The 25,053-nt window shown below is 29.9% G+C and carries 23 protein-coding genes and 1 riboswitch; of the genes, 6 read left to right on the top strand and 17 right to left on the bottom strand.

Annotation, left to right across the window (positions count from 1 at the left end; all coding sequences use genetic code 11):
* Positions 1-298: 298 nt before the first annotated feature.
* Both B5X81_RS03050 and lepB read right to left on the bottom strand, forming a co-directional pair.
* A complete protein-coding gene (locus B5X81_RS03050; protein ID WP_079489264.1) occupies positions 299-1,162 on the bottom strand; it encodes a methionyl aminopeptidase in 864 nt (287 codons plus the stop codon).
* Positions 1,163-1,426: 264 nt separating this feature from the next.
* A complete protein-coding gene (gene lepB / locus B5X81_RS03045; protein ID WP_079489263.1) occupies positions 1,427-1,945 on the bottom strand; it encodes a signal peptidase I in 519 nt (172 codons plus the stop codon).
* A gap of 438 nt (positions 1,946-2,383) precedes the next feature.
* Here lepB and B5X81_RS03040 point away from each other — a divergent pair, with 438 nt between their 5' ends.
* A complete protein-coding gene (locus B5X81_RS03040; protein WP_079489261.1) occupies positions 2,384-3,688 on the top strand; it encodes a histidine--tRNA ligase in 1,305 nt (434 codons plus the stop codon).
* 117 nt (positions 3,689-3,805) lie between these two features.
* On the opposite strand, the gene B5X81_RS03035 is transcribed toward B5X81_RS03040, so the two are convergent.
* The 3 genes from B5X81_RS03035 to B5X81_RS03025 all read right to left on the bottom strand — a co-directional run bounded on the left by B5X81_RS03035 (position 3,806) and on the right by B5X81_RS03025 (position 5,919).
* Positions 3,806-4,018, bottom strand: a complete 213-nt coding sequence (locus tag B5X81_RS03035) for a DUF948 domain-containing protein (RefSeq protein WP_079489260.1) — start codon at positions 4,016-4,018, stop codon at positions 3,806-3,808.
* A gap of 76 nt (positions 4,019-4,094) precedes the next feature.
* Complete coding sequence (locus B5X81_RS03030) at positions 4,095-5,231, bottom strand: stalk domain-containing protein (RefSeq protein WP_244281983.1); 1,137 nt, start codon at positions 5,229-5,231, stop codon at positions 4,095-4,097.
* Positions 5,232-5,484: 253 nt separating this feature from the next.
* Positions 5,485-5,919, bottom strand: a complete 435-nt coding sequence (locus B5X81_RS03025) for a hypothetical protein (protein ID WP_079489258.1) — start codon at positions 5,917-5,919, stop codon at positions 5,485-5,487.
* A 261-nt stretch (positions 5,920-6,180) separates the two neighbouring features.
* A riboswitch (purine riboswitch) is annotated at positions 6,181-6,281 on the top strand.
* A 30-nt stretch (positions 6,282-6,311) separates the two neighbouring features.
* Here B5X81_RS03025 and ade point away from each other — a divergent pair.
* Positions 6,312-8,105, top strand: a complete 1,794-nt coding sequence (gene ade, locus B5X81_RS03020; RefSeq protein ID WP_079489257.1) for an adenine deaminase — start codon at positions 6,312-6,314, stop codon at positions 8,103-8,105.
* A 209-nt stretch (positions 8,106-8,314) separates the two neighbouring features.
* Here ade and B5X81_RS03015 read toward each other — a convergent pair whose 3' ends face one another.
* The 3 genes from B5X81_RS03015 to B5X81_RS03005 form a co-directional block, all read right to left on the bottom strand.
* Positions 8,315-8,866, bottom strand: coding sequence for an NADH peroxidase (locus B5X81_RS03015; RefSeq protein WP_079489255.1), 552 nt, complete (start codon positions 8,864-8,866; stop codon positions 8,315-8,317).
* A 108-nt stretch (positions 8,867-8,974) separates the two neighbouring features.
* The gene (locus tag B5X81_RS03010) at positions 8,975-9,385 is read right to left on the bottom strand and encodes a Fur family transcriptional regulator (protein ID WP_079489254.1); all 411 of its coding nucleotides are present in this window, start codon (positions 9,383-9,385) and stop codon (positions 8,975-8,977) included.
* Positions 9,386-9,529: 144 nt separating this feature from the next.
* Positions 9,530-9,703 (bottom strand): aspartyl-phosphate phosphatase Spo0E family protein, encoded by a 174-nt coding sequence (locus B5X81_RS03005; RefSeq protein WP_079489252.1) that lies wholly within the window; start codon positions 9,701-9,703, stop codon positions 9,530-9,532.
* A gap of 411 nt (positions 9,704-10,114) precedes the next feature.
* On the opposite strand from B5X81_RS03005, the gene B5X81_RS03000 reads away from it, so the two are divergent.
* Complete coding sequence (locus tag B5X81_RS03000; protein WP_079489251.1) at positions 10,115-10,573, top strand: helix-turn-helix domain-containing protein; 459 nt, start codon at positions 10,115-10,117, stop codon at positions 10,571-10,573.
* A 348-nt stretch (positions 10,574-10,921) separates the two neighbouring features.
* Here the strand turns inward: B5X81_RS03000 and B5X81_RS02995 are convergent, their stop codons facing one another.
* Both B5X81_RS02995 and B5X81_RS02990 read right to left on the bottom strand, forming a co-directional pair.
* Positions 10,922-12,472, bottom strand: a complete 1,551-nt coding sequence (locus B5X81_RS02995) for a glutamate synthase-related protein (protein WP_079489587.1) — start codon at positions 12,470-12,472, stop codon at positions 10,922-10,924.
* A gap of 70 nt (positions 12,473-12,542) precedes the next feature.
* Positions 12,543-13,625 (bottom strand): GGDEF domain-containing protein, encoded by a 1,083-nt coding sequence (locus tag B5X81_RS02990; RefSeq protein WP_079489249.1) that lies wholly within the window; start codon positions 13,623-13,625, stop codon positions 12,543-12,545.
* A gap of 320 nt (positions 13,626-13,945) precedes the next feature.
* On the opposite strand from B5X81_RS02990, the gene B5X81_RS02985 reads away from it, so the two are divergent.
* Complete coding sequence (locus B5X81_RS02985; protein WP_079489248.1) at positions 13,946-14,776, top strand: nitrilase-related carbon-nitrogen hydrolase; 831 nt, start codon at positions 13,946-13,948, stop codon at positions 14,774-14,776.
* Between the two features lie 63 nt (positions 14,777-14,839).
* Here the strand turns inward: B5X81_RS02985 and B5X81_RS02980 are convergent, their stop codons facing one another.
* Positions 14,840-15,781: a M23 family metallopeptidase gene (locus tag B5X81_RS02980; protein ID WP_170917248.1), complete on the bottom strand. Its 942-nt coding sequence runs from the start codon at positions 15,779-15,781 to the stop codon at positions 14,840-14,842.
* A gap of 420 nt (positions 15,782-16,201) precedes the next feature.
* Here B5X81_RS02980 and B5X81_RS02975 point away from each other — a divergent pair, with 420 nt between their 5' ends.
* Together B5X81_RS02975 and B5X81_RS02970 are read left to right on the top strand one after the other, a co-directional pair.
* On the top strand, positions 16,202-16,831 hold the full coding sequence (locus tag B5X81_RS02975) for a SatD family protein (RefSeq protein ID WP_079489245.1): 630 nt from the start codon (positions 16,202-16,204) through the stop codon (positions 16,829-16,831).
* Between the two features lie 339 nt (positions 16,832-17,170).
* Positions 17,171-18,034: a DUF3307 domain-containing protein gene (locus tag B5X81_RS02970; protein ID WP_079489243.1), complete on the top strand. Its 864-nt coding sequence runs from the start codon at positions 17,171-17,173 to the stop codon at positions 18,032-18,034.
* 60 nt (positions 18,035-18,094) lie between these two features.
* Here B5X81_RS02970 and B5X81_RS02965 read toward each other — a convergent pair whose 3' ends face one another.
* The 6 genes from B5X81_RS02965 to B5X81_RS02940 all read right to left on the bottom strand — a co-directional run bounded on the left by B5X81_RS02965 (position 18,095) and on the right by B5X81_RS02940 (position 24,657).
* Complete coding sequence (locus B5X81_RS02965; protein WP_079489242.1) at positions 18,095-20,062, bottom strand: ABC transporter permease; 1,968 nt, start codon at positions 20,060-20,062, stop codon at positions 18,095-18,097.
* Between the two features lie 2 nt (positions 20,063-20,064).
* Positions 20,065-20,817, bottom strand: a complete 753-nt coding sequence (locus tag B5X81_RS02960; protein ID WP_079489240.1) for an ABC transporter ATP-binding protein — start codon at positions 20,815-20,817, stop codon at positions 20,065-20,067.
* A 159-nt stretch (positions 20,818-20,976) separates the two neighbouring features.
* On the bottom strand, positions 20,977-22,011 hold the full coding sequence (locus B5X81_RS02955) for a sensor histidine kinase (RefSeq protein WP_079489239.1): 1,035 nt from the start codon (positions 22,009-22,011) through the stop codon (positions 20,977-20,979).
* On the bottom strand, positions 22,008-22,682 hold the full coding sequence (locus B5X81_RS02950) for a response regulator transcription factor (protein ID WP_079489237.1): 675 nt from the start codon (positions 22,680-22,682) through the stop codon (positions 22,008-22,010). The genes B5X81_RS02955 and B5X81_RS02950 overlap by 4 nt, the downstream gene beginning before the upstream one ends.
* Before the next feature lie 374 nt (positions 22,683-23,056).
* Positions 23,057-23,875, bottom strand: a complete 819-nt coding sequence (locus B5X81_RS02945) for a methyl-accepting chemotaxis protein (RefSeq protein ID WP_170917246.1) — start codon at positions 23,873-23,875, stop codon at positions 23,057-23,059.
* Between the two features lie 365 nt (positions 23,876-24,240).
* Complete coding sequence (locus B5X81_RS02940; protein ID WP_079489234.1) at positions 24,241-24,657, bottom strand: hypothetical protein; 417 nt, start codon at positions 24,655-24,657, stop codon at positions 24,241-24,243.
* Between the last annotated feature and the right edge of the window lie 396 nt (positions 24,658-25,053).

The following is a 25,053-nucleotide window of genomic DNA, read 5'->3' as shown; positions in this document are numbered from 1 at the left end:
ATTAAATTTCCAATCTAAAAATTTCATACCCATTACGTTTAAATTCTAATCTAACTAAACTAATATTTAAAAATAGCGAATTAGAATCCTCTAAGAAGATTAATCTTCTTGTTTATATTATACCACAGTTTTAATAAAATATCCATATTATTATTCAGAAAGTTCAGATTATATACTTATTTATTTTTCATTCATTCTATAAACCTGTTTTTCATATAACTAAAAAGAGAAAAACAGGTTTATAAAAATCATCCAAATAAAATATTAAAGCTTCTGATATAAAAACTGGCACAAAGAGTTAAGTTAATATTTCTACCCCAGTGTCTGTAACTACTACTGTATGCTCCCATTGGGCCGACAAGCCACCGTCTACAGTTTTTATTGTCCAATTATCATCAAGCTGTTTACAGCTGAATATTCCTTCATTTATCATTGGTTCTATTGTGAAAACCATTCCTGGAACTATAATCATGTTATTTTCTTCGGTATTATAATGATGAACAAAGGGTTCTTCATGAAAATTTAACCCAGTCCCATGACCACCTAAATCTCGAACAACGGAAAATTCATTTTCTTCAGCATGTTTTTCTATTGCTTCCCCCTGGGCTTTAAGGGTCTTATATGGATTAATACTTCTTATACCTATTTCAAGACATTCTTTAGCCACTTGCACCAGTTTTTTTGCTTTTTCAGATATTTTCCCAATAGTGAACATTCTACTTGAATCAGCATAATATCCATCTAAAATTGTTGTGATATCAATATTTATAATATCGCCTTCCTGTAATGCAGTTTCATCGGGTATACCATGACAAATCACATCATTAATAGATGTGCATACACTTTTAGGAAATCCATTATAATTTAATGGAGCTGGTTTCCCTCCATTTTCAATTGTCAACTTGTGGACTAGTTCATTTATTTCATTGGTAGTAATCCCTTCACCTATATATTCATCCAGCTTTTCAAAAATTTTTTTGTTTATTTCTCCGCTTTTTTTTATACTCTCTATTTGAGAAGGTGATTTGACTAATTTTCTTGAAGGTATACTATAACCCTTGGACTCATACCTTTCAAGCATCTTATCTTTTTCCAAGTGGCATTTCTTATATTTTTTCCCACTTCCACACCAACATAAATCATTCCTCGAAAGCTTATTCATTTATATTACCCCTTTAATTTATATTTCTATATTAAAATATATTCAAAACCTTTATTAAATTGACTAGCAAATATATAATAAACTATAATTTCATTTATAAAATCAATTGAAGAAATTGCATAACTCTAATTTGACAAAATTGCATATGGGAATATTATCCTAATTTAATTATTTAGAATTAAATATATTTCGATGGTATATCTTCAGAGATTTTATAGCAATATATAGTAGTTAGTTTTTTGAGAAGGTAATTATGCAATTTGCTCAATTAATTATTCCTATTTTATTAAATGGAAATAATCTTAAAAAAGCCTTACCCTCTATCTTATCAATTTCTATTGTACCCATATCTCTACTGTCAAAGCTTCCTGGCCTATTATCTCCCATTACAAAAACATTATTTTCAGGAACTACTAAATTGTTATCTCCAGGAGTAGTGTTTCCTTTTATATAGTCTTCATTTAACTCTTTCCCATTAACATAAACTTTTCCATTTTCAATAACAATTTTATCTCCCTCTACAGCAATTACTCTCTTAATTAGGTTCTTACTGGTTCCTTCTGAGGTTTTCAAGGAAGTTTTAAATACTACAATATCTCCTCTTTCAGGTTTATGAAATCTATAGGATACCTTATTAAGTATTAAATAATTATTTGGCTCCAATGTAGGGTACATTGAGTGCTGCTTAACAAGGGTGGGTCTTGCTATAAATGTAGTTATAAAAAGAGCAATTAATACCGATATGACAATAGTCTTTATCCATTCAACCATTTCTTTCTTCATTTTCTATCTTCCTTTCTAGCACCTGATGAATATAATTGAGAATTCATTTCTCTTCCATTTATTAATTATATTCTTTATTATAGAATTTAACAAGTTTACAAATGTATTTTTATTTAATTCTCCTTGAAATATTCCTATATATGTGTTAATATTAATGAAATTAATTTCATTAATATTAAATTCTAATCTTCATTAAATTCTAATTCAACTAATTTGTAGGTGGAAATATGAATATCATACTTATATCAAAAAAATTATCACAACTTCATCATCATTAGAGTAGAGTTTGTGACTATGGACATATAACCATAGATGCAAGCTCTGATTGTGTTTTATTTAAAGAGCTTGCATCTAATGGTGATAGAATTAAAATTATAAGCCATATAGGTGTAAAAGCCTATATGGCTTTTTAAATTTAAAACTTAGGAGGTATTACTTATGAAATTAAAAAATTTAAAGGGAACAAAGGATTTTTTCCCAGCAGAACAACAAATCAGGAACAAAGTACAAAGAATTTTGGAAGAAACCTTCCAAAGATTTAGTTTTATGCCTTTGGAAACACCAATAATATGTTATTATGACCTTTTAGCATCTAAGTACGCCGGTGGTGACGAAATACTTAAGGAAGTTTATAAGCTTAGTGATCAGGGAAAACGGAAGCTGGGATTAAGATATGATCTAACTGTTCCCTTTGCAAAGGTTATAGGTATGAATCAAAACCTATCTATGCCCTTTAAAAGGTATGAAATGGGAAAGGTATTTAGAGATGGTCCTATTAAAACAGGCAGGCTTAGAGAATTCACCCAATGTGATGTTGATGTAGTAGGAATACAATCCATGCTGGCGGAAGCAGAACTAATGTCAATGGCTTTTGAAGTATTTGAAAAATTAAATTTAGATGTTTATATCTCTTATAATAACAGGAAGCTTTTATTTGGAATACTCTCTTCAATAGGTATTAGAAATGACAAGATTAATAGTGTAATATTAGCCCTTGATAAAATTGAAAAAGTCGGTTTCAACGGTGTAAGAGCTGAACTGGAAGAAAAAAAAATTAATAGTACTACCATAGATAAATTCTTTGATATTTTAAATATTGATGCAAACAATATTCTAGATGTCCTACTTGAAAACTTTCAAAATTCTCTAATTACAGAAGGTATTGAAGAACTGAAGGAGCTAAATAGCTTCTTAAATGTATTGGGACTATCAGACAAAGTCAAATTAAATCCTTTTTTAGCAAGAGGATTAGATATCTATACTGGAACTGTTTACGAAGTGTTTTTAAGTGATAACAGCATAAGATCAAGCATTGGAGGCGGTGGCAGATACGATAAAATAATTGGTGCCTTCTTAGATGATGAAAAAAAATATCCCGCTGTTGGTATATCATTTGGACTCGATGTTATTTATACAGCCCTTACTATGAAGGATCCAGCCAATAGAAAACCTATAATAGATTTATTATTAATTCCTCTTGAAACTGAAAAAAATTGCCTTGCAATTGCTAATAACCTTAGAAAAGCTGGTATAAAAGTTGATATAGACATGAGTGGAAGAAAATTGAACAAAGTCTTAAATACAGCAAATAAAAATAATATCCCCTATGTGATTATTGTTGGAGAAAATGAGATCATATCTAATAAAGTATCCATCAAAATAATGGCTACTGGAGAAGTTAAAGAATGTGAAATCTGTGATCTTGAAAACGTCCTTAAAGAAATTATGAACTCTAAAAGGTAATCCTGTCTATTTGGGATTATCTTTTACCTTCTAAAAAGTTCTATTTTTTACTTTTCTATAAAAATAAAATATCTCCTAATAATTTTTCTTTAGCTGATATTTAGATATGATCTATCTTTATTCCCCATTTAATTTTTTATAAATTTCATCCACCTTCTTCTCCAGACTATCAATTTTTTCATGGTGTTCACTGATTTTTCTTGGCAAACTAACTAAATTTCTAATTAGATAAATAATAAACCAAGCAAAAGCAATTAAAAGTACTGTATTGATTATTTGAAATATAAATGTAAAATTTATATCTACAATTCCAAATTTTAGTCCAGTCATATTATTTCCTCCTTTTTTCATAAAAATAAACAGCATCCCAATAGATGCTGCTTATATAATAATATTTATACTATATTTACTCTTCTACATATTCAATAGCTGTATCAATGCCTATAGTACTTGTTTCTCCATCCCAAGTTACTCCAATATTAAAGGCCTTTGCCATATCTCTTAGTTTGAAATAATTATTTCCATCAATTGTATATGCTGTTAAAGATATTTCTTCACCATCTTTGTATATCTTAGAAGTAGTTAGAATAGGAGTTTTCTCTGTACCATCTCCTGCAGCCATTTCTCCACCAACTTCAGTATAAGCTTTGTTTGAAATTAAATTAATAGCGTTCTTTTCTCCATCCCACTCTACTTCAAATTGTTTTTCCGTTTCACTAACAGCCTTTGCAAGATCACGAAGTTTAAAGTAATTATTACCTTCTATCATATAAGCATCAAAGGAAGTTTCAGTACCATTTACTAAAACCTTTGAAGCAATTGGTTGCGCTATTAATGCTTCTTCATCCTTTGCTTCTTCTGTGTCTTTTGCTTCTTCAGTATCCTTTACCTCTGTTGTATCTTTTACTTCCACTGCATCTTCTATCTTTGCTACATCTTCTGTCTTTGCTGAATCTTTAACAGTAATAAATGCTTCAGCAGCTCCAGCAATAGCTTCATATCTAAAAATTACATAGTAATCTCCTGGTTCAGTTAATGTAACACTACATCCAGATAAATAATAGGGCAATTCAACTTCATAGTTTTCAATTTCTGATGCTTCTATATTTTTTTCTACATATTCAGGATTTTCTGATTCGTCTAATGCACCAGATTCATCAGGCACATATACTTTAACTTGACCTGATACCGGTAGTGCTTCTCCATAATCATATGTATTATCATCTTTTTTAGTTAATTTATATACATCAAATATAACACCATCATCTACTAATAGCTCAATAGTTGCAGGTGCTTCTGTAATAAATCCAGCATTTACCTCCAGATCAATTTCCTGTGCATCTAATGTATCTATTACATTTGATACAGAAAAATGAGACTCACTATTAGCTATATCTTCTTCTGACATTCCTTCCACTATATAGCCTTTTACTTCAACTGTTTTGCTATCTACCGCAAATGCAGTTGTTGATAATACCATTGATAGTACCAGTACTAGTACTAAAATTTTGCTTACTTCGCTTTTTCTCATTGTCTTTTTCATAAGTTTCTGCTCTCCTTTTTTATAATATCTTTTTAAATTTTTTAATCTCCAAGGAATATTATACCATGTTTTGTCGATAAAGAAATATAAATTTGTTAAAATATTCTTTTATCGTCGAGCTAAAGTTCATGCCATGCACAAATAAATCAAAGGATTCACCACTATTGATAAATCCTTTGATTTTCAACTCTCTATTTTACAATGTTTATATGACATTAAGTAACTTTTTCATAATATAATAATGTTATTATCATTATATAAGGACTTTTCCTGAATCAGCCCCAATCATAACCTGTACCCCTAATTGTGACATAAAATACCAATATGGCTCTTTTATATTAGGATGTAAAGGTTTTTTAAGCTCTATTGATGTAAACTGTCCACCCCAATTCCCAGTATGGAAAATTTTAATAGCTTCTTTATAATCAATCTTATATTCTTTAATAATTTCAAGTCCTAAAAGACAAGGAGTTGGTACTGGCTGTGTTGCACCATGTAATGGTGGATTTGCTATATAGCACGCATAGCAAACACCGTCATAATACAGAATATAGTCAAATCCAAGAACTTCTTTTGCCTCTGCTACAGCCTTAGATTTAAGACGACCTTTTTTTAAAATTATTCCATCCAATTTAACATTTAAACCCAATTTTTTCCCTAAATTTAATAAATTATTTTTTGTCTTCATAACATTCCTCCTCTTAAATTTCTTGTTTTAGTTATATAATCTTTAAAATTATTTAATATTAAGTCTACCTTGCAGTTCTTTACACTTATTCTTTTGTATAAAAAACAAACTATCAATCGTCATATATTTCATTTTATGAATTATAAAAAACTTATATAACAAAATAATATGTATATTAATATGTATATATAGTAAATTTATATTTTATTATCTGAATAAAAAAAGTATCCTCAACTACATATTGAAAACATTTTTTCTAAATGATAATATTAAAATCACACTCTTATAATTCTAAGAATATTGCTTAGAAGTTTCTACGGAATAACCGTAAATTATTCAGCTAAAGTGAGTTTATCTCCTTTAATTTAATAACAAAATAGGAGGAATATAAAATGAATAGAAGATATAAATTAAGTGAAGTTACAAAGGAATTGGTCATGGTTGCTCAAGGAAGAAATAAAGCCCAATTAGTAATAAAAAATGGTAATTTAATCAATGTAAACACTGGAGAAATTTTAGAAAATATAGATGTGGCTATTACACATGGTAGAATCGCTTTGGTTGGTGATGCAAGCCACACAATTGGTAAAAACACTAAAATTATTGATGCCACAGGACTCTATATATCACCAGGTTTTATGGATGGTCATATACATGTTGAAAGCAGTATGCTTTCAGTAAAAGAATATGCTAAAGCAGTTATTCCCCATGGAACTACTACTATATATATGGACCCCCATGAAATTGGAAATGTATTAGGAGTCAAAGGCGTTAAGTTAATGATAGAAGACGGTAAAGATATTCCTCTTAGAGTATATACTGCTATGCCTTCATGTGTCCCTGCAACTCCTGGCTTTGAAGATAACGGTGCCTTAATAAATGCTAAAGATATTAAAGAATCTATGGAATGGGATAGCGTTGCAGGACTAGGAGAAATGATGAACTTCCCCGGTGTATTATCGGGTGATGATGGAATACATGAAGAACTTATAGCCACTTTAGAAGCTAATAAAACAATTACTGGACATTATTCTATGCCTGAAACAGGCATGGGACTAAATGCATATATAGCATCGGGAGTTCGCTGTTGTCACGAATCGGTGCGAAAAGAAGATGCCCTTGCTAAAATGCGTCTAGGCATGTATGTTCAACTTCGTGAAGGTTCTGCATGGCATGATGTTAAAGAGACTGTTCGCAGCATAACTGAAAATAATATTGATACAAGATTTGCAACCTTAGTTAGCGATGATACTCATCCAGATACATTAATTACAAAGGGGCATATGGACCATATTGTTAGACGTGCTATCGAAGAAGGTGTTAACCCAATTACAGCCATTCAAATGGCAACTATCAATGTGGCTGACTGTTTTAATATGAACCGTGACCTTGGCAGTATTTCCCCAGGTAAATGGGCCGATATTTTATTAATTGAAGACTTAACAAGAGTCAAAGTAGATAAGGTATTAATAAATGGAAAACTAGTTGCAGAGAATAATAAACTGTGTGTAGATATAAAAAAATCAAGCTATCCTGATTTTGCTAAAAACACAATGAATATAGGCAAAATATTAGAAGAAAGTGATTTTAATATTTTAGCTCCAAATGCTAAAAAAGATGAAATTTTAGTCAATATTATGGAAATTATTGAGGCCAAAGTAGGTACTTATGCTAGAAAATATAATCTTCCTATTGTAGATGGAATTGTTAAAAATGATCTATCAAAGGATATTATAAAAGCAGCAGTAATTGAACGACATAATGCTACTGGTACCATAGGTAAAGGTTTTGTAACGGGATTTGGATTAAAAGAAGGAGCAGTAGCTTCTACTGTTGCCCACGATAGCCATAATTTATTAATTGTGGGAACAAATGATAAAGATATGGCTTTAGCTGGAAACACATTGGCAGAAGTAGGTGGAGGTATGGTTGCAGTTAAAAATGGTGAAGTTATAGCCCTTAATCCACTTCCAATAGCGGGACTCATATCTGAAGAAAATGCTGAAACTGTTTCACAATCTGTAGCCAAACTAGATAGGGCTTGGAAGGAATTAGGCTGTGAACTTGTATCGCCTTTTATGACAATGGCCCTTATATCATTAGCTGTTCTTCCAGAGCTTAGATTGACGAATAGAGGGCTTTTTGATACAGTGAATTTTAAGCCAATAGATATTTTTGCCAAGTAGAAAATTTTTATATATTCTCCTTTAAATCTTTTTTCAATCTATAAAATCACAAGGGAACTTTCCCTTGTGATTTTCAAAAACATAAAAATAAAAAAGGGAAATATACATGACATATACATTTCCCTTTTTCTATTATAAATATTTCATATCTTGACAATCATCAAATCATTGATTTAACCATTGTCAAACACTATTTTTTATTACTATTCCTATTTTCCAAAATATCTTTCTAAAAGACCTTTAAATGCCATTCCGTGTCTTGCTTCATCCTTGCACATTTCATGTACTGTATCATGGATAGCATCATAATTTAACTCTTTTGCTCTTGTTGCAAGGTCTTTTTTACCTTGGCATGCTCCATGCTCTGCATCTACTCTCATCTGTAAATTTGTTTTTGTATCAGCTGTCACTACTTCTCCAAGAAGCTCTGCGAACTTTGCAGCATGCTCTGCTTCTTCAAAAGCAATTCTTTTATATGCTTCTGCAACTTCCGGGTATCCTTCTCTATCTGCCTGTCTGCTCATTGCTAGGTACATTCCTACCTCAGTACATTCACCCATGAAGTTAGCTTTCAATCCTTCTACTACTTCTGGATCTAAACCCTTTGCAACACCTATTTTATGTTCATCTGCCCATTTCAAATCTTCAGTTGATGTTTGTTCTACAAACTTATCAGGTCCCACTCCACATTGTGGACATTTCTCTGGTGGATTTTCTCCTTCATGAACATAACCACATACAGTACATACAAATTTCTTCATTTTTCATTCCTCCATTTATAATGTTTTTTATTTCAAAATTTACATTTTAATTAAAGATAACAAACATAAAACTATATCTCCAGTTTTATAATTGGATTTTAATATAAGTTATCTTTTTACACATTTTTTACAAATACCCTTTATGTATAAATGGTATTCTTCAACATTAAAATCATCAAGTTCTTCAATAATAGGCATATTTGTTTTTATATCATATACTTCATTACATTTTCTACATTTAAAATGCCCATGAAATGATGTATCTGCATCATATCTTGTTTCATTATCTTCAATATTAATTAATGATACAATTTTTTTTTCTATAAATAATTTTAAGGTATTGTATACAGTAGTTTTTGAAAGTGTAGGTATTTCTTTAACTAGCTCTTGATAGATCATATCTACTGTTGGATGATTTCTATATTTCATTAAATAATGAAAAATTTTTATTCGTTGATAGGATGGCTTTATGTCATTTCTTTTTAGATATTCATCTATCTCATTAACTTTTATTTCCATAAAACATCAACCTTTCAATTTTTCGAAATTCAAGCCACCAAAGATAAAATTGTAATCATTTCTTATTTGTAATGATTACAATAATAGAATAATACATAACTATAATTTTGTCAATAGTTTTCAGCTGTTTTTTTACTATGGTGTTCACTTATTCTTTCTTTTTAATGATTTTTGCTGCTCAGATAAAATATATTTATCTAACTCTTGACTTAACTTTACCACCTTTTCTGTATGACCCTGTGCTTCGTAAGCTCTATTTAATTTTAGCCTCAATTGATCAATCTGACTGTTTATATCTTTTTTATCATTTATTTTCATTCATATCACCTCCCATAATTCCATACCATTTATAATAATTTATCTGAGATTAATAATATTTTTATTAAACTTATAAAAAGCTTATTATGATATTTAGAATACATAAATTTTTACTTTATCCTTTTACATTAAAATATATTTTGATAATTTTCGAACAAACGTTCTAACTCTACCATGGTATATTTTAACATACTTGGTATGCCTTTTCAATCTAGATTTAATATTTTCTATTAAAAATTTTATAAAGTCTAAAAGTAGATTTTATAATATTATATAAAATGATTATCATCGGCTAACACTGTAAACAAGACTTTACAGCTATACATCTATATAACAAAGTGATTTTTATGTGATATTAATGGAAATACTATAGTATATAAAAATAGGCTGCTTCAATCTTCTTTATATACAATGGACTTAATTAAATTAGGAAATATAATAAAAGAAAGAAGATTAGAATTAAAATTTTCATTACGGAAGGCTGCTAAGCTAATAGGTATAAGCCATAATTATTTATCCATTATTGAAAAGGCCCATGACCCCAGAAGCAATTCCCCTATTAAACCAACCTTTGAGACTTTAAAACTTATAAGTGAAGCATATGGAATTAATATGAATGAATTGCTTCAATTAGCTGGATATTATGAATATATCAAATCTGCAAAAGAAATATATACAGCAGAAGAGCTTGCAAAACTTGTTCCAGAAGAATATAAACAAGCTTTCAAAAAGCTAAACATGAAGCAAATTAAATTCGTTAAAAAAATGGTTGATGAAGATATTGATCCTGAAGCCCTTTATAATGTTATAGAAAAGTTAAAGGATTTGGAAAAAGCTTTGGATAAATTAAAATCTAAAAATGAAGATTAATATAAATAAGAATACCCATTAGCCAAATTTACAAGCTAATAGGTTATAGATATGTGATTAAGAAATTTAATTAACTCCAGTAACCACTGAGAATCCTTTTGGCTCATGCTATAAACCTGTTTTGAATTAAATAATTAAGTGGTTAAACAGGTTTATAAAAATCGCTCAAAAGGAAACCTCAGTGGCTACTTCCGTCTCTTTAGTTTGTCAGTCACACGTCTATGTATTTTTACATTCTTTGGTCTATTTTATACCTTTGACGTATTGGCTAAGTATAGGCTCGAAAAAATAACTATTTGACCAAAAACAGTACTTGCAAAATGTTTTTCTAATACAAAGCTAATAACTCTAAATATCCTCTAATGCTTTTCCCGTTTTATCCTTATATGTATCTAATCCTGTAACCTTTGAAGCTAACTGAGTTAATGGAATTATATCACTTCTATCAATATATTCTAAAGAAAACTTTCGGTTAAGGGACATTAATTGTTTAACTCCTGTAGAAATCCTATTTATATAAGAATATAAGCCTATAGCTCCCGGTGACATATTTGACACATCATCATATAATCCTTTCAGTTCTCTTATATCCCCAAATATTTCTTCTACAGTTGAGCCAAATCTTTTGTATTCTTTAGGCACTATTCCTTTATTTATTAATTCTCCAACATGTTTTCCTACCAATGCTGCTGCCATAGCTGCTCTACCTATTCCTATAAGATTTATATATGGAGCTCCAAGGGATAAACCTTTAAAGACTTGGTCTTCCATGGCAAAGCCTCCAGCCACTGCAATTTGAGGAATAAAGTAATCCTTTTCCTTAAATCTCCTTAAAATATCATGTAAAAGGCTTTCCATGTATACCGTAGGAATTCCCCATTCATTCATCATCTTTGTAGGGCTATTTCCGGAGCCTCCACCAGCTCCATCAAATGTAACTAAATCCACACCAGCCTCTGAGGCTATTTTTAAAATCTTAACAATATCTTTTGGATCATAGGGGCCTGTTTTAAAGCATACATGTTCAGCTCCTAGCTCTCTTAGCTCAGCAACCCTTTTAACCAATATATCTTTATTCCACATAGGTAATCTGCCTATTTTCTCAAATACCCTTCCTATACCTTTTTTATAATTTTCTGCTACGACTGGGTCTGATGGATCAGGATAAATCAAGTATCCCATCTTTTGAAACTTCAATGCGTCTTCAATGTTTTTCACTCTTCCCATACCTTGGATGCCTTTGGAGCCTTGACCGAATTTCAATTCTACAGATTTTACTCCTAATTTTGTAATTGCATAGTCGAGTACTCTTATATTTTCATCATCATAATTAGCCTGAAGAATAATATCTCCGTATCCTCTATAATATTTTCTAAAGGACGAAATCATTTTTTCTATAAGGGGAGAACTAGTTACTTTACCATTTTCTATAACTAAATCTTTATCCTTCGCCACTACAGCTTCACCAATAACTACTAATACTCCTGCTAAAGCAGCTCCAGCATAATAATCTTCCCAATTTAGCTTGGCCATAGCAGGTAAAATAATAGGTGCCTTTAATTTAATTTTATTGTCAATACCAAACTCCGCATCAATATTAGCCTTAGGAAAAGTAGCTGCTTCAGTATCTTCTGTACATCCTAAGGCTCCAAAAACCCTACCATTGATATTAAAATGTGAAAAATCTAATGGGTAATCCTTTTCCGATGCAAACTGATTTTTATTGGTTTCAAATGGATAAATAGCTTCCGAACCACGTATTGCCGATAAACCTATTTCACAAAAACCTGTGCAATTAGCTGTACAGACTGTACACATACCAGAAAAATCAGATGTATTTTCCGGCGTTCTAATTTTAGTATTACTTATAGAACTTCCTAATGATGGACTATAAGACACTATAAAACCCCCTTTTAGTTTTTGGCATATACCACTTTCACTTTTTATTATATCTCTTTTGGGAATTTTATCAATAAAAGAACTCCTTTTTCCCAATTATGTCCTTTGTTATCTTATTTCTTCCATTAGCTTTGGCTTTATACAATGCTTCATCCACTCTTTTGAGTACATCCTGAACTGTATCATTATGCCTTAAGTCTGTAATTCCAATACTTAGGGTTGCTTTAATATCAGCTAACTTACCAACTTTCTCTACATCTATATATGATTGAAATAATTCAAGCTTACCCATTACAGCATCAATATCTCCATAATAAAGTAAAGCAAATTCATCTCCTCCCCATCTAGCCAGTATATTTGGGGACTTTATAGCTTCACTAGCCATCTTACCAAATGATTTTAGTATTTGATCTCCAACTAAATGCCCATATGTATCATTTATTTCTTTGAAATAATCTATATCTATTAAAGCCATATAGGCTTTTTCTATATCTCCATCTTGATTATTATCAATTAGAATATTTAAATTTTCATCAAATATCCTCCTGTTATATACACCGGTTAATTCATCATATGTGGCGTAAACTCTTAATTTGCAATTTGCTTCCTCTAATTTTCTACTATACTCATCCAGCTTTCTTTTCTCACGCTTATATGCCACAGCAAACTTTTTAATTAACAAATAGGAAGCATAAAGAGTTAACGGTATTTGCAATAATCTATCTAGAAACTGAGATTGTGATGGATGTACTTTCATTAAGTCTGGTCTTAGGTACTCTAAAATATGTAATCCTGTGAACATAGAAATATGTATAAATACTAAAAATGACCGTTTCCACGAATCAAACAAATAGATTATGCTAATAAGTATTATAAATACATATGCAATGGTATTATTGGCACTACCTCCTGAATCTATCCATCCAAAGGGTATAAAAAAAACTATGATAAGGAGAAAAAAAATGAACTTTACTTTTTCCTGAATACTGTTTCTTCTGATTAATATCAGTGCTAATATGCACATAAGGATTAAAATCGTCCACTTAATATTTAATGACAGAGGTAATCCTATAATTATGTTACCAACGATACATAATCCTGACAAAATAACACCGGCTATTAATATAACTTTTAAAATATAGTCTTCTAACATACCAAATCTCTCTTTTCAAATTCATAATTGAAAAAATTGTATAATTTAAATTTGGAAGAATTTAATTTTATTCACATTATATCACAAATTTCTAAATGTTTAATCAATAAAATATTATCAAATAAAAATAGCGATATCCTTATAAAATATATTTTTCATCTACTGCAAATCATATAATTTCACCATAATGTTTTATGATAAAATAATTAAGAAATAGGTCTATTTTTTCTAATATGAGGGAATTGCATAATACATGTGAATAATTTTAATTATACAAGTTTCTTATATAAAAAATTCTGCAAAGAAGGAATGATTTTTTAATGAAAGGTTTTAAAATTGCTTTGGCACAAATAAATGCTATACCATCGAATAAAGATTTAAACTTACAAAAAATAAGCAAATTTGTAACTGAAGCGGCAAAAGAAAAAGCTAAAATAATTTGTTTTCCTGAACTTTCTACATGTGGATATCATCGAAATCTTCCTATAAACTTATCTGAAAATATAATGGGCTTTACATCCATAAAATTATTAAAAATGTCTAAAGACAAAAACATTGTTATAATAGCTGGAATGCTGGAAAAAGACAGAAATAATACATATATAACTCAAGTTATTGCTTTTCCAGATGGCAAAATTGAAAAATATAGAAAAACCCACTTAGGAAAATATGAAAGAAAAAAATATTCACCAGGTCAAAATTTACCTATTTTCAAAACTAAAGACACCCAATATCAGGTAGAAACCGTTAATTTTGGAATTGGAATATGTTATGATCTGCATTTTCCTGAAGTTGTATCAAGCTTATCAATACAAGGTGCTCATATTATTTTTGCTCCCCATGCTTCCCCTATTCCAATAAAAAAAAGGTTTGAAATTTGGGAGAAGTATATGGGAGCAAGGGCATATGACAATAGAGTTTATTTAGCGGCCTGTAATCTAATAGGAAATAATGGATACAAGAAGTTTGGAGGAGGAATTGGAATATGGGATCCTTTTGGTAATCTAGTAAAAAAATATACAAAAGAAAATGAAGGTATATTATCCTTTGATGTTGATTTTGATATATTAGATAACATAAGAAAAAATAAAAGTGAGCATATGAAGACTCCTTTTTTCCTAAAGGATAGGAGGACTGATTTATATTTGTAATATATATGACTCTCAAAAACAAAATATCCATTATAATTTTCCAAAAGAATAAATGGATTATATTTAATCATTTCCTTGTATCCTTTGGACTAATGTGATTCTATGATTATCTAAAAATTTAATAATATCATAAGGGTTAAACCAAGTATATCCATTAGAGTATTTACCTAGTTTAAAGCCTATCTGTATATGTAGATGGGATGGAATTTTCCCTTTTGTTCCTACAGGTCCATATCCAGTATCTCCTATATATCCTATTACATCACCAGCCTTGACTTTTTTCCCTTTTTTCATTCCTTCTTCATATCTATCCATATGGGCATAATAAAAATATGTTCCTCTATTTGAAGTAATCCCTATTCTTTTGCCTCCATACTCATTCCAGCCCAATCTAGTTATTACTCCATCTGTCATGGAAACTATGGGAGTTCCCATAGTTGCAATCAAATCATTTCCTTCATGTTTCCTATCTCCTCCATAGGTTCTAGATGCTCCAAAATCATCAGTAGATGTATAACTATAATGCTTAATATCCTTGAGTTCCCACTTTTTTTCTATTTCATTCCACTTATATATTTCTTTTTTCTCGGGTATTGGTCCAACCCTTAAATCATCAAATATCTTTGAATAAATATCATAAAGAGCCCTTTGCTGATTGGTCATATTCTTCCTTTGTTTTATCATTTTCACAGCCCTACTTAATACTTTATCTGTATATTTTTCGTCATTAAAATCTGCTTCATTAGCAGAGTAGGTTAAAAGCTTTGAAAAGGATAATCCTTCGTTATTAGCTTTAATATATGCTTTTTTCAAATACTCATAGGGTATGTACATTTTCTTTGGTGATTCAGTCAAATTTTTATTAGGGTTTAAATCTATTATATTTATCATCAAAATTATTAGAAAAATAATAAGAACCATTGTTAAGATAATTTTTAAAGCTTTCAATTTTATTGGTCTATTTCTTCTTTTAGCCATCATCCACCTAAATTTTGCTCTTAACAAATATCTTTTTCTCCTCAGCATCTTCCTCACCCTTTTTTATTCATATGTAGAAATAATTATTACCTACATTATTTAAAATTCTTTAATCTTTCATTACTACATCTTATATGCAATAACAGAGTACTAAAGAACTAGATTTTTTATTATTCAATTAGCGTTGACGGCATAATGATATAATCATTTGGGGTGATAAGATGATTAATTTAAGCTAATCAATATCTGCTATGTATCTGCAGGTATTTTTTATTGTGATCTTAATATATTTTTAAATTTGAAAGGATATCTATATTGTATGTAGAATAATTTACATTATATGATATTGAGATTATTATAATTGAAATAATTGGATAATATATATTGTAATACTCTAAAATTTTTGAAGTTAAATGTAATGTTAATACTTAAAGGAGAGTTAGTAAAATGATATACTGTGCTATTATTGGTGATATTGTTCATTCTAGACAAATAGAAAATAGACAAGCTTTTCAGGATGAGTTTAAACAAATAATTTCAAATGTCAATGAAAAATATAGTCAATATATTGCTTCCAATTTTACTGTTACACTAGGTGATGAATTTCAAGGGCTTCTTACCAATACCCATATGAGCTATAAAATCATTAAGGATATAAAGAAAAGATTATATCCTATTAACTTAGTTTTTGGTGTTGGTATTGGAGAAATGTATACTGATTTTTCTAAGGAAATATCAATTGGATCTGATGGCCCAGCCTACCACTATGCCAGAGAAATGGTTGAAAAAGCAAAAAAGAAAAAACCTTCTATTTGCTATAAATCTGGTTCAATAGAAGATGACTTAATTAATTCACTAATTTATTTTATTGAAGCCTGTGAGTCAAGCCGTACAAAACGTCAATCACATATTGTGGAGCTTTACAACAACTTAGATTCTCAAAAAGAAGTAGCTATTACCCTTGATATTAAACAGCCCGTTGTAAGTAAAGTACTAAAAAATTCTTTTTTCCATGAAATATTTGTAGCTGAAGAAAGTATTATTAACTTCCTTAAAAAAAAATATGATAGTATTTAAGTTTTATATAGCTTGTACAAGCTATATCTTGAAATATAACTTGTACAAGCTATATAAGCAATTATATCATACTATTGCTATATATTGTATTTATTAAGATGAGGAATTTGCATAACTCTAATTTGGCAAAATTGCATATGTGAATATTATCCTTAATTTAATTATTTAGAATAAAGTATATTTCGATGGTATAGTTTCAGAGATTTTAGTACAATACGTAGTAGCTAATTTTTTGAGAAGGCAATTATGCAATTTGCTCAGATAAGGATTGTGGATAACTATAAACCAAATTCTCTATCTAAAAAAACCCATAAAACAGGACTATTATGAAAGCAGGAGATGTTTATGTACTCAAATTTAATAATTAGCTTGCTTATATTAAGTCATATAGTAGGAGACTTCTATTTGCAAAATAATAAAATTGCAAAGGGAAAAATACATAGTGACAATATACTGCTTAAACATTCTATCCATCATTTTTTAACTTCTCTACTTCTTACCATTTCCTTTTTCAGCATCAAACTAACAATTATTTTATTTGGATTTGCATTTTCTCATTATCTAGTAGATAAACATAAAATACGTCTGAGTAAAAAATACAATAAATATTCTTTAATACTGTTTTTTACAGACCAGTTTTTACATATATTAATCATTTTTGCAGCTTATCCTTTGTATCATTTTTTAGATTTAAACACATTATACATAAATCTTTCTAATATGATAATTAATATTTATCCCATTTTAAAAGTGATTAATAATAATATATGGACCCAATTAATCCTATCTATTTCCTTTTTTCTATTTATTATAAATGGAGGGACCATTATAACCAAGTTAACCCTTTTAGAATTATCATCCCAATATACTAGTGAAGCAAAAAATAATGAAGCAGTAGAAACTCACGATATATCCAATACAACAAATCCATCCATTCATGAAATTGCCGCCACTCTAGACGAGTCAAATTCAAAATCTGGAGGAGAAATAATAGGAATTCTAGAAAGAATACTCATTTTTACTTTTATACTTATTAATAATTATGTTGCCATAACCTTTGTAATAACAGCAAAATCCATTGCAAGATTTGATAAAATTACTAAAGATAAATCTTTCAGTGATAAATTTCTAATCGGAACCTTAACTAGTACTTCAATTGCTATTTTTTGTGGCTTTTTATATAAAGTATTATTTTTAAAATAATGGAGCAGGATCAAAACTAATCCCACCCCAACTATTGACAAAGAGCCTTTAAATTCAAATCTATTTTACTATTCTTGAATACTGTCTCATTGTAATAAAATAAAAAATACTATAAACAACAGCATATATTCCATACATTACAAAGGAAGATAAAAGTACTGTAATAAAAGAATTTTCACTTCCTATCATATTTGAAAAAACCATGGTATCTGCCGATTTCATAGCAAATATACTATGAACAATTCCCACTAATAATGGTATTAAAAACACTGGTATAAGCCGTCTTGCAATTACAGCCTTCTCTATAACCTGATTCATTCCAATTTTTCTAAGGATTTTATATTGATGTCTTTCCTCTTCAGCTGCCATTATCTGTTTAAAATATAATAAGCTAGCAGTCATTAATATGAATACTGCCCCCATAAAGAAACCAATAAAACAAACTAATCCAAAGCTTTGTAACGATTCATCATAAAGGCTATATGCTGTCCTAAATTTTCCTGTTTTGCCCGATAATATTTCTGTTAGTTCACTATTTAATTCTGGTGAACTCAAGGCTTTTTCATAATTAAATACCGTTACTTTATCATAGGGCTGTCCCCCATCATTAGTGTCCCTTATATCTCCCTTTTTTAAAAGTTCATTAAAATCATTATCGCTGATTGCAATGGTATGAATTGCACCAAAGAACAGTACATCTGACCTTATAGCTCCAATTACAGTCAATGATCTATCTGTAAATATGAGGTCTTGTCCAGCCATGGCATCGGCTATTTGATTTGATAAAAAGGGATAAAAATATACTGCCTCACCAGACTTTATACTTATAGGTTTATAATCAAGTCTAGTCATAGACATAAGTTCATTATATAATGATTCAGGGTATACCCTAAAATAATCATCTTTACCTATGGCAAATGGGGAATTCTTAACTTGAGAAACCTCAATATCCGGTGAAGTCGTATACCTTTGGGCAGTAAATTCATCAATAATTTCATTTCCATGGATTTTGAAGGCAGATCTTACATCATCCAATACGTCTTCCTGCCCACCATAAAAATACATATCATAGCCCAATTGTTCATAAACATTATTTTCAATATTGTAATATAAGGTATATCCCGTGGCAATTGCCGTTGTGGCAACGGCAGATAAAACAGCTATTGTAGCCATAACAGCACTTATAGACTTCATTCTATGGGAAAAGGCAGAAGTTGATATTAAATTGACCCCTTTATAATAATAGCTTTTCTTACTTTTTATTAAACTTAACACCTTTGGAAAGCCACCCCAAAAGAACAAATATGTTCCACTGATAACTAAAATCAAAATGGTTATGGCTGAGCTTGCAACTTTCATTGGATTAGGAATTGAAGCTTTATAATATCCAACCCCAATTAATAAAAGGGAGATAATTAATATTGTCACTGACCCCTTGGACTTACCCTCAGATATCTTATTGGCTTTGAATAAATCTACTAATTCAAATCTATTTATAACTATTAATCCCGATAATCCCATAACAGCAAATATAGACATAAATATTATAGTTGTAATATAAATAGCCTTAGGTGCTATGGTAAATTCTATATTTCCTGTAAAAGAGGCTAAAGAAATATCCAATAAAATCATGGCAATAAGCTTTGAGAAGAATATTCCTGCTACTATACCAATGATAAGGGCCACCATACCTACTATCATGGTTTCAATAAATAAAAGTCTTCCAATCTTACCATTTGTCATTCCAAATAACGAATAAGTGGATATTTCCTTCTTTCTAGCCCTAATAAAACTTTTATTGGAACTTATCAAAAAAAACATTACAAATACCATTATAATGATTCCAAAGCTTTTTAATAAGGCTTTATATCTATCGTCATATGTAAAGGCCATTAATACATATTGATTTTGCATTAATGCAAAAAAAGTATATGCAGTAAAAACACTAAAGCTTAGTGAAAAGAAATACATAATATATTTCTTAAAATTTCTTTTTATATTGGAGATAGCTAATGTAGTCAAATTCATTTCTATTCACCTCCAATAACGCTCATTGTTTCAATAATAGAATCAAAAAATTCCTTCTTGTTATCTCCTGCATACAGCTCATTATATATCTCTCCATCACGGATAAACATTATTTTCTGACAATAGCTGGCAGCGAAAACATCATGGGTTACCATAAGTATCGTTGCTTTATATTCATTGTTTATATAGGTCAATAATTCCAGCAAATCCCTGCCGGATTTTGAATCGAGATTTCCTGTAGGTTCATCGGCCAGTATAATTTTGGGATTTGTTATTAGAGCCCGGCAGGCAGCAGCCCTTTGCTGTTCTCCTCCTGATACTTCATAGGGATATTTCTCCAGCACACCAGTTATACCCATATTCTTAGTGATTTCCATTAGCTTTTTTTCCATAGTCTTAGGCTTATGGCCTGACAATGCTAAAGGCAATATTATATTTTCTCTTATAGTCATTGTTTCAAGCAAATTATAATCCTGAAAAATAAAACCAATATTCTCTATTCTATGCTTTGCAAGCTGTTTCTTATTAAAGCTTGCAATATCCTTATCTCCCATAAAAAATTTGCCGGTAGTAGGTTTATCAATACTACCTAATATGTTAAGAAGAGTTGTCTTGCCGGAACCCGAAGGTCCCATAACACCTATAAACTGACCTTCCTTTACATCAAAGCTTATGCTCTTTAAAGCCATATACTCCTTGGAGCTTTTCTTGCTTCCATATATTTTTCTAATATTTTCTACTTTTAATACTTCCACTGCGTTCCACCTCCATATGATTTACCTAACCAGTATAAGTAAATCATATCCTATAAAAAATTATAGGAAAATCGATTGACCTTACAATTTAAGTACTTAATCTTACATTTTCGTCATTCCTTAAATAAGGAGAAACACATGATACATTAGCCTATAAGATTATGAGTTTTTCATTACATTATAGATATTTTCATGATTTAAAAAAGTTAAATTGAATTGTGCATACTTGCCATATTCCGATTCTACTGTTAATTTATGTCCCAGCATATTGCTAAGCTTCTTAGAAAGATACATTCCATAGCCCGTTGCCTTCATGCCATTTCTATCCTTAGATGATGTATATCCTTTATTGAATATCTGGTTAATATCCTTAGATAAAATTCCTTCTCCACTATTCCTTATCTGAATTGTAATTTCATTATTATTTTTTATAGTATTAATAGAAATACTACCGTGCTCCGGTGTATATTTAACAGCATTTGAAAATATTTGAGATATAATGTATCCACTCCATTTTTCATCGGTCAATACTCCATAATTGTCACCTAAAAAAGATATATTTATCTTTTTATAGCTGAAAAAATTCGAATAATTTTTCAAGGCATTTCCAATTAATTTCTTTGTATAAACTTTAGAAATCCTATAATCACTATAAAATGAATTAGATTTTATATGATAAAAAACTCTTTGGGTACATTGTTCTATGGAAGCTATTTCCTTATCCAAACTACGATAAAGTTTTGTTCCAATATTCTCATCATAGCTTTCTAAAATTAGTCGTACAGCTGAGATAGGAACTTTTATATCATGTATCCACTTTGTAATAAACTCCGATTCCTCTGAGGATTTTGTATATATATCAGATTTGAATTTTTCATATTCCTTAACAATATTATAAAGGACCTTTCCATATTCTCTATCAATTGGATATACAAATAAATCCAAGTCTTCATCATATAAAATATTGGTACTGCAATAGCCTTTAAACTTCTTTACTCGGGAATTAAATATAATATAATCAATGAAAACGAATATAATGAATAATAATGATAACCCAATTACTACATATACAGCATTTGATCTTGACATAGTAAACTTTTTATCCAATTTATAAACGGTAATAGTAAATACAATACTAGCTACAATGAAAACATAGGTAAGCCATTTTTCCCTTATATAATCTATAAAATTCATATTAATTTATACCCTTCCCCCTTTATAGTTTCTATATAATCGCCACATCTCAATTCCTTTAGCTTTTTGCGCAATCGATTAATATTTACAGTTAAAGTATTATCATCTACAAAGCTTTCATCATCCCATAGGGCCTTTATTAAACGGGGGCGAGACACTATTTTATCGGAATTTCTTATAAGGAAGGATAATATCTTGCATTCATTATGGGTTAGTCTTATTTCTCTTTCTCCGGAAAACACCATTAAATCCTCTATATTTAATATAATATCCCTATAAGCAAGTACATTTAGTTTTTCATCGCTATAGGAATAGGCCCTACGCAGCATTGCCTGCACCTTCACTATAAGCATATCTAAAGAAAATGGCTTTTCAATATAATCATCTCCCCCCTGGGTTATGCCCCTTATCTTATCACCTTCTGTATCCCTTGATGATATAAAGATAATAGGTACCTTTGATATCTGCCTTATCTTAGAACACCAAAAAAAACCATCATAGTAGGGCAAATTTATATCCATTAATACAAGATGGGGTTGAAATGCCGTATATTCTGCAATAACATTACTAAAATCTGAAATAGTTAACGTATCATAGCCCCATTTATTTAATTTATCCCTTACTATTGAAGATATTGTATGATCATCCTCAACGATTAATATTTTATACAAAAGTCATCACTCCTGATATTATTATATCAAACTATGTAAAAACTAACCTTACGTTTTTGTTAGGTGAGCAAATTGCATAATTACCTCTTCAAAAACTAGCTTCCACATATTGTTTTGAAATCTCCGAAGCTATACCATCGAAATATACTTTATTCTAAATAATTAAATTAAGGATAATATTCGCATATGCAACCCAGCCAAATTAAAGTTATGCAATTTCCTCAGGTATATAGACATTTTGATATATATTAAGTTTTGCTATGGAAAATCTATATCATAGAAACAGTTTAATTTTTTGCATACTAAAAAAGATCAGGTGTTGAAATACTCCCCCCTATTTCAAACCTAACCCTTCCTTTTATTTGTAATTCATATTATAATCTATTAGAAAATTCCTTTAACTTACTTGCCAAATTGGATATTTCACTTATTTCTGCTGTAATTTCTTCAGTCCCTGCAGCTTGCTCCTGTGTCAAAGTTCCATTCTTCTCTACCATTTCTAGTATTTGCGTAACACTTTTTTGTATATCCTTCAGTACCGATGCAATTTTATTTGCCGATTCATTACTTGAAACCGCAAGTTTTCGTATTTCCTGTGCTACAACCTGAAATCCTTTTCCCGCTTCCCCCGCTCTAGCCGCTTCTATTGCAGCATTTAGTCCCAATAAATTTGTTTGCTTGGCAACCTGCTGCACAAATCTTATCACTTCATCAGTTTCTTCTGTCTTTTTTAATGCACTATTGACATAGGAAATCATCTCTCCCCCTGAAGAAGCTATTTCATCGGCACTAGAAGAAATTTGTGTAGTTGTTTTTGACATTTCAGCTAAAGAATTGGCTAATATTCGTATAATATCCTGTAACTCTTCTTTATCACTTATTTTTTTTACAGTGCCAATACCTCCTATAACCCTATTTTCTTCATCTAAGATAGGTACTGCAGTTGCCGTCATAGGATCACCATGTACTTTCTTTGGTATAAAAACAGTAATTTTTTCGTTTTGCTTCACCGCCTTTGCCAAAGCTAACCCATCCCACAATAGCTGTCCTTCCTCTACACGCAGTGACACATTTTCCCCTGGAACACATTTTACTATTTTTTCTTTATCGCATATTGCAACGGCTAAATCATCTTCTGTAAAATCATTAACATATGGAGCCATATCAACATATCTTTTCAATAACTCATTCATCTTTTCACCCTCCATAAATACTATAGTAATGCTATTCTAAAGATTAATAAATTTCGCTGAAAGAAAGTAAAAGCCTTCATTATTTCAGCAAAATTCATTTTAAGTTTTAATGTTACATGAGGAATTTGCATAATTCTAACTTGGCTAAGTTGCATAATATATATGGTATGTCTTTGGAGATTTTTAAACTATATGTAGTAGATAGTTTTTACAGAAGGTAATTATGCAATTTGCTCACATGATTATACTTACTAATATCTCTAAATTTCTACATATTTCTAAAAAATCCTGCATAAAAATTACAATTTTAGATTCAATTAACAAGGAAATGTATAATAAAAGTATTATTTCTCCTTTATATACTCCTAGTCAATCAAAATTGCTTCTATTACTCTCCTAAAAGGCGCCAGCTTGTCCCATACCCATCTATTATCGTCTATAGAACTCTCTCCACAGTCTATAACGCATGTGCTTTTAAGTATTCTTCTGCAAAATTTTTTAATATTGTCAGGGGCTGGCAGCCCCCTAATAGCTTCAGCCATTAATCCTGGATATACATGTCCTAGTATTTCAACAGTCATAGAATCAGTTGAAATCTCTAATTCTTTATTCATATGATAATAATATCTCTCCTTGGATTTAGTGGCTATTTCCCTAGCCCCATGGCCCCACTCCTTAAGATAATCTATTAAATTTTCATCATTAGTGATGCGAATAACTTTATCCTCATACACAACTTGAATTCTATACTTCTTAAAATAAATCTCTTCTTTAATAATCATGAATAATTCACCCTTTAAAATACTATAGTAAAATAAATTAAAGATACGCATTATTTCACTGTACTTTTTATTTTTATTGATTGAACAAATTGAAAAATTGTGAAATGTCCTCAGTTATTTTAATTATTTTAATAAAAACTCATTTTCTATTTCCTATATAAACCCTATACCATTGGATTTTTTATCAATATTATAGCTATAATATATTTTACATCAGTATTATATACAATTCTAGTAATCCTTTAGTAAAATGTGCTAAAATAATATATGAAGATTATTTTAAAAAACAAATTATTTGAAAACCTATTTTGAAGGGATGTGATTAATATGATGAATATATTAAATAAGGTGAGAGAATATAGATAAGGTTAGATAGTATAATTATAATACGCTAAA

This window comes from Maledivibacter halophilus (assembly GCF_900167445.1).
In the GTDB taxonomy this organism is placed as follows: Bacteria; Bacillota; Clostridia; order Peptostreptococcales; family Caminicellaceae; genus Maledivibacter; species Maledivibacter halophilus.
The sequence above is the reverse complement of the archived record's forward strand: the minus strand, read 5'-3'. Positions and strand labels throughout refer to the sequence as shown.